Below are 5,212 nucleotides of genomic sequence, written 5' to 3' on the forward strand. Positions count from 1 at the left end.
CGACGCGTCGGGCTCGTCGGCGCCTCGCTGCGCGTGAACGGCAGCGACCTGCGCTGAAAACCATTGGTTGCAACTGGCCGGGAAGAAGCGATCCGGCCGCGTCGTTCTCCCAGTGCAAGCCGCGGAACGGTTCCGTGGCTCTCGAACCAGGAGATCGACATGAGCGCAATTTCGAAGCAGACCCAAGGTCTTTGGCCCGTGGTGGCAGGCACCCTGGTGGCGGTCCTCGGCGCCCTGGCGCAGCCGGCGCATGCGGGCTTGCTCGGCGGCGGTGGCGGCCTCTCCGGCGGCGCCAGCGGGCAGATCGGCGGCAGCCTCGGTGGGATGGGCGGCCTGGGCCAGCGACCGGACCTGAGCCGCGGCCGCGATGCGCTGCAGAACACGCGGGACCGCGCCGACCAGGCGGCCGGCAAGGTGAGCGATCGCGCGCAGCAGGCGACGGGCCGGGTGGTTGACGGCGTCGAGGCCGCGCGCGGCAAGGCCACGGAGCGCGCGCAGGACGGCGTCGGCCGCGCGCAGGACCTCGCGACACGGGCGCAGGACAAGGTCGCCGATGCGACGACCTCGTTGAACGAACGCGCCGAACAAGGCGTCGCCCGCGCGGCGGGTGCGGCCAGCGCAGCTGGTGGCCAACTGGATCACGCGGCGGGCCAGGCCCATCAGGTGAGCGCGGAAGGAACTGCCGCGGCAACGAGCGGTACCGGCTCGACCTCCACGCCTTCCACGACTTCCACGCCTTCGCCTTCCTCGCCGGCGTCCCCTTCCACGCCGTCCTCGCCCGAGCGCGCCCACGGCGCGCAGGCCAGTGGCAGCGCGAAGGCCTCGGGCTCGGCGCAGGCCAGCCGGGACGGCGGTCGGGTGAGCGGGCAGGGCAGCGCGAGCACCTCGGCCGAGGCCAAGGCTGGCAAGACCGGCGGGCAGTGAGCCCGAAGCGGCGAGGGCGGGCCGCTTACCGCGGCGCCCTCAGCCGCGCCACTTCATCCAGCGGCGTGGCGCCGAAGTAGCGCTTGAACTCGCGGCTGAACTGCGACGGGCTCTCGTAACCCACGCGCGTGGCAGCGACCCCGGCCTTCACGCCTTCGTTCAACATGATCAGCCGCGCCTTGTGCAGCTTGTAGCTCTTCACGTACTGCAGCGGCGAGGTGTTGGTGACCGCCTTGAAGTTGTGATGGAAGGCGGACACGCTCATGTTCACGAGTTTGGCCAGCTGCTCGACGTTCAAGGGCTTGGCGTAGTTCGACTCGATGTGCTGCAGCGCCTTGGTCACCTGCGCGAAGTGCGTGTGCCGGTGGGCCAGCGCCTGCAGCGCCGCGCCGCTGTCGCCGCACAGCACGTGGTAGACGATCTCCTTGACGATCAGCCGGCCCAGCACCTTGGCGTCGCGCGGATGGTCCATCGCGTCGACCAGCCGCTCGAGCGCGCACAGCACCTCCTCGGTGAAGGGCGCGCTATTGACGCCGGGGCATTCGAGGCTGGCGGGCCGGTCGAAGTCCTCGTCCTCCAGGTCGATCAGCAGCTCCTGCAGCATCGCCGTGTCAATGTCGATCGACACGCCGACGAAGGGCTCCTTGCGGCTCGCGATCGTCTGGCACTCGAAGGGCAGGGGCACCGTCAGCAGCAGATAGTTGTCCGCGTCGTAGCGGAAGGTCCGGTCGCCCACGTGCCCCACCTTCGCGCCCTGCGCCACGATGACGATCGACGGTTCGTAGAGCACCGGCGTGCGGGGATGCGGCGTCTCGGTGTAGAGCACGCGCACGCCGGCCACCGGGGAGGGCGTCGCGAAGGACCCGGTCGAGAAGCGGGTCGCGGCGTCGACGATGCGCCGGCGGATGCTGTCGTTGAGGGTGGTCGCCATGGGATCTGAAGGACATCGGGCGCGGAAGGACCCAGGTCCGTCCGCGCCGCGCGAGGGGAAGGCCGTCGGCTCAGCGGGCCGCTTCGAGGATGCGCTGGCTGTCCTCGAGGCGGATGTCCTGGTGCTCGCCCAGCGCCGTGCCGCCGTGTTCCTGGAGCTTGGCGATCATCGCCGGGATGGTGCTGCCGTCCAGGCCGTAGGCGGACAGGCGCGTGCCCACGCCCAGTTGCTCGAAGAACGCGCGCGTGGCCGCGATCGCGCCGTCGATGCGCTGCGCCTCGGTGCCTTCGCGCAGGCCCCAGACGCGCTCCGCGTACTGCAGCAGCTTGGCGCGCTTCTGCTCCTTCTTGTAGGCCAGCACCGACGGCAGCACGATCGCCAGCGTCTGCGCGTGATCGAGCCCATGCATCGCGGTCAGCTCGTGGCCGATCATGTGCGTCGCCCAGTCCTGCGGCACGCCGGCGCCGATCAGGCCGTTGAGCGCCTGCGTCGCGCTCCACATCACGTTGGCGCGGACGTCGTAGTTCTCGGGCTCGGTCAGCGCGCGCGGGCCTTCCTCGATCAGCGTCTGCAGGATGCCCTCGGCGAAGCGGTCCTGGATGCGGCCTTCGGCGGGATAGGTCAGGTACTGCTCGACGGTGTGGACGAAGGCGTCGACGACGCCGTTGGCGACCTGGCGCGCCGGCAGCGAGTAGGTGGTCGCCGGGTCGAGCACCGCGAACACCGGATAGGTGAAGGGCGAGAAGAAGGGCAGCTTGTCGCCGGTCTCCCGGCGGCTGATGACGGCGCCGTTGTTGGACTCGGAGCCGGTGGCCGGCAGCGTCAGCACGACGCCCATCTTCACCGCGTCGGCGACCTTGGCGCCGCGGGTCAGCAGGATCTCCCAGGCATCCGGCGAGGCCTCGTAGCGCGCCGCCGCGGCGATGAACTTGGTCCCGTCCGCGACCGAGCCGCCGCCCACGGCCAGCAGGAAGTCGATGCGCTCGGCCTTGACCACCTCGACGGCCTTCATCAGCGTCTCGAAGGTGGGGTTGGGCTCGATGCCGGCGAACTCGAGCACCGTGCGGCCGGCCAGCGCCGCGCGGACCTGGTCGAGCACGCCGTTCTTCTTGATGCTGCCGCCGCCGTAGGTGACCAGGATGCGCGCGTCGGCGGGAATCTCCTGGCCGAGCTGGGCGATCTGGCCCTGGCCGAAAAGGATCTTGGTGGGGGTGTTGAGGATGAAGTTGTTCATGGCTTGCGGCTCCGTGGCGGTGATCGAAGGATCGACTCGATGGGGCGGATTGTTCCGCCGGCGCCCAGGAGCCGACAAGGCACGAAACTGCTTTCGTCTTGCCCATTCCTGCTTGCGCGGGGATGAATGGGCAAGGCGGCGGGACCGATCCAGGAGGCGGCCGACGCCGGGTTACCCCGATGGTTGAACTAATTGTTTGGGGGCTGAATTAATTGGCCGGCTGACAACGCTGACATCGCGCGCGGTCTTCACGGCATCCTCACATCAACAACACACGGAGACCTATGAACCTCACCCATCGCACGCTGCTCGCAGCCGCCTTCGTCACTACGCTGGCCGCGGCCGCACCGGGCGCGCAGGCCGCCACCTGGGCCGCTTCCTCGCCGGCGACGTCCTCCTGCTCGGCGCCCAATCTCTTCGCCACCTGGACCTACGGCAGCTACGGCTTCAACAACGACGTCTGGTCGCCCTGCAGCAACCTGGCCGCCGGTGCCCAGACCATCTGGGCCAACTCGAACGCCGACTGGGGCGTCTGGTCCGATCAGCCCAACACCGGCGGGATCAAGTCCTACCCGCACATCGGCTACGCGGTGAACCGCACGATCAGCTCGCTGTCCACGCTGACGTCCACCATCAGCGCGACCACGCCATCGGGCGGCGCCTGGGAGTCGACCTACGACATCTGGGTCGGCAACAACGCCCACGAGATCATGCTGTGGCTGAACTACACCGGCACCGCCGGCGGCTGCGGCAACGTCAAGCCGATCTCCTACAACTGGACTTCCGCGGGCTGCGCGATCCCCGTCTACACCAACGTCTCGGTGGGCGGCTCCACCTGGAATGTCTACCGCGGCAACAACGGCAACAACATGGTGTATTCCTTCCTGCGCACCACGAAGACCAACAACACGACCGTGGACGTGCGCGCCATCCTCAACTACCTGAAGAACCTGGGCTGGATGGGCGACCTGGTGGTCGGCGAGGTGCAGTACGGCTTCGAGATCACCTCCTCGGCTGGCGGCATGAACTTCGGTGCGAAGAACTTCTCCGTCACCGTGAAGTGAAGCGGCGCCGCCGCGGTGGGGCGGTGCCTCGCCGCGGCGGTACTGCGCCGCCGCGGGCGGCGCGGACCTTCTGCGAAACTCATCCCGATTCGCTCGAGAAGGTCGTGTTCATGAAATCGGATGAGAGGGAGGCCGCCGACCGGCGGCGCTTGCAGATGGCGGACATCGCGCGGATGGCCGGCGTGTCCGTCTCGACGGTGTCGCGCTGCCTCAACGGCAGCCCGCTGGTCAACGCGGAGACGCGCCGGCGGGTCGAGGAACTGGCCAAGTCGCTGAACTACACCATCAATCTCGGCGCCAAGAGCTTCCGGCTGCAGGAGAACCGCACCGTCGCGGTGGTCGTGCCCTACGACCGCGACTCCCGCCAGCACATCTCCGATCCCTTCTTCCTCACCATCGTCGGCGCGATCGCCGACGTGCTGACCGCGCGCGGCTTCGACATGCTGCTGTCGCGCGTGGACGCGGACCACCTCGACCAGGCCGTGCGCGGCGTCGAGATGGGCAAGGCCTGCGGCCTGCTGCTGATCGGCCAGTGGCGCCACCACGACCAGCTCAACGAGCTGGCCGCGCGGCACATGCCGGTGGTGGTCTGGGGCGCGGAGCTGCCGCAGCAGCTCTACTGCACCGTCGGCGGCGACAACCATGCGGGCGGGCTGCTCGCCACGCGGCACCTGCTCGATGCCGGCCGCCGCCGCATCGCCTTCCTCGGCGATGCCCAGCTGCCCGAGGTGCTGCATCGCCGGCAGGGCCACTGGCAGGCGCTGCGCGACGCCGGCCTCGCACCCGACCCGGCGCTGGAGCTGCCGGTCTCCTTCGCGCCGGCTGCCGCGCGGGCGCCGATCGAGGCCTTCTTCGCCGCGCACCGGGAGGTCGATGCGGTGATGGCCTGTTCCGACCTGCTGGCCCTGGAGGCGGTGCGCGCGCTGCGCGCGGCGGGGCGCTCCGTCCCGGCGGACGTGTCCGTCACCGGCTACGACGACATGGCGCTCGCCGCCTACGGCACGCCCGCGCTGACCACCGTCCACCAGCCGGTGGCCGAGGCGGCCGAGGCGCTGGTCG

At 69.8% G+C, this 5,212-nt stretch carries 5 protein-coding genes; 3 read left to right on the forward strand and 2 right to left on the reverse strand.

Annotated features, from left to right (window positions below):
* Positions 1 to 159: 159 nt before the first annotated feature.
* On the forward strand, positions 160 to 924 hold the full coding sequence (locus FUT87_RS29070; protein ID WP_186830642.1) for a hypothetical protein: 765 nt from the start codon (positions 160 to 162) through the stop codon (positions 922 to 924).
* A gap of 25 nt (positions 925 to 949) precedes the next feature.
* Here the strand turns inward: FUT87_RS29070 and FUT87_RS19825 are convergent, their stop codons facing one another.
* The gene (locus FUT87_RS19825) at positions 950 to 1,855 is read right to left on the reverse strand and encodes an AraC family transcriptional regulator (protein WP_091724561.1); all 906 of its coding nucleotides are present in this window, start codon (positions 1,853 to 1,855) and stop codon (positions 950 to 952) included.
* A gap of 70 nt (positions 1,856 to 1,925) precedes the next feature.
* Positions 1,926 to 3,089 carry an alcohol dehydrogenase gene (yqhD, locus tag FUT87_RS19830; protein ID WP_147242135.1) on the reverse strand — a complete coding sequence of 388 codons (1,164 nt, stop codon included), beginning with the start codon at positions 3,087 to 3,089 and terminating at the stop codon, positions 1,926 to 1,928.
* A gap of 284 nt (positions 3,090 to 3,373) precedes the next feature.
* Between yqhD and FUT87_RS19835 the strand changes: the two genes are divergently transcribed.
* Together FUT87_RS19835 and FUT87_RS19840 are read left to right on the forward strand one after the other, a co-directional pair.
* The gene (locus FUT87_RS19835) at positions 3,374 to 4,153 is read left to right on the forward strand and encodes a GH12 family glycosyl hydrolase domain-containing protein (RefSeq protein ID WP_147242136.1); all 780 of its coding nucleotides are present in this window, start codon (positions 3,374 to 3,376) and stop codon (positions 4,151 to 4,153) included.
* A 110-nt stretch (positions 4,154 to 4,263) separates the two neighbouring features.
* Positions 4,264 to 5,212 (forward strand): LacI family DNA-binding transcriptional regulator (locus tag FUT87_RS19840; protein WP_147242137.1); only part of this gene is annotated, 949 nt, incomplete at its 3' end.

Source organism: Mitsuaria sp. TWR114 (genome assembly GCF_007997345.1).

Excerpts from the sequence above, each read along its gene's own strand:
- FUT87_RS29070 (WP_186830642.1), top strand. The coding sequence starts at position 160 with ATGAGCGCAATTTCGAAGCAGACCCAAGGTCTTTGGCCCGTGGTGGCA.
- FUT87_RS19825 (WP_091724561.1), bottom strand. The coding sequence starts at position 1,855 with ATGGCGACCACCCTCAACGACAGCATCCGCCGGCGCATCGTCGACGCC.
- yqhD (WP_147242135.1), bottom strand. The coding sequence starts at position 3,089 with ATGAACAACTTCATCCTCAACACCCCCACCAAGATCCTTTTCGGCCAG.
- FUT87_RS19835 (WP_147242136.1), top strand. The coding sequence starts at position 3,374 with ATGAACCTCACCCATCGCACGCTGCTCGCAGCCGCCTTCGTCACTACG.